At 50.8% G+C, this 666-nt stretch carries 1 protein-coding gene; it reads right to left on the bottom strand.

Annotation, left to right across the window (positions count from 1 at the left end; translation table 11 throughout):
* On the bottom strand, nt 1-666 hold a 666-nt coding region (locus EDM52_RS22970; protein ID WP_122911237.1), incomplete at both ends, for a PhoX family protein.

Genomic DNA, 666 nt, shown 5'->3' with positions numbered 1-666 from the left:
GTAGGCTTGTCATACGCCTTCAGATTTTCACCTGGATGCTGGACGGCCAAGAACAAGGTTTTTTCATCTGGCGTAAACCAAGGACCCGTCATTTCTGCACCTACTGGACCTGAAGCGAACTGAGCAGCTTCCCCTTTATGCTCTCCAGCTGTCGGGATGAAAAACACTCCATTATTACCAAACGATGTATAGATTCCGCTGTTCATGGACGAAGAAGAGATATCCGTCACTACCCATAGATTTCCGGCACTGTCAAAGGCCATGTTGTCTGGTGCAGAGAAACCGCTTTGCGGGCCGCCTGCAGCGAAGATTTCGAAGCTGAACTCCAGACCGGCGTGTTGGTTGTCTTTTTCAAACAGACGAACGATTTGGCCGTAGAAATTGCCATGCTTGTCATTATTGGTCAAGGCGATAAAGACGGAGCCGTCGATCGGATGGACTTCCAGATCCTCTGGGCGATCCATTGGTGTAGCGCTAACGGCTTTGGCAGCATCGCGGCAGTTGATCAGGACGTCTGCCTGCGTAGCAAACAACGGCTTTCCATCAGCCTTTACAGCTTTTTGCAGGGCTTCATTCGTCGCCAGATCCAGCGAAATCCATTTGCCTTTACCGAAATTCGCTACGTACAGGGTGCCTTCCTCAAGAAGTCTGGAGTTGGCCTTGCCT

The sequence above is a fragment of the Brevibacillus invocatus genome, from assembly GCF_003710915.1.
GTDB classification, from domain to species: domain Bacteria; phylum Bacillota; class Bacilli; order Brevibacillales; family Brevibacillaceae; genus Brevibacillus; species Brevibacillus invocatus.
The sequence above is the reverse complement of the archived record's forward strand: the minus strand, read 5'-3'. Positions and strand labels throughout refer to the sequence as shown.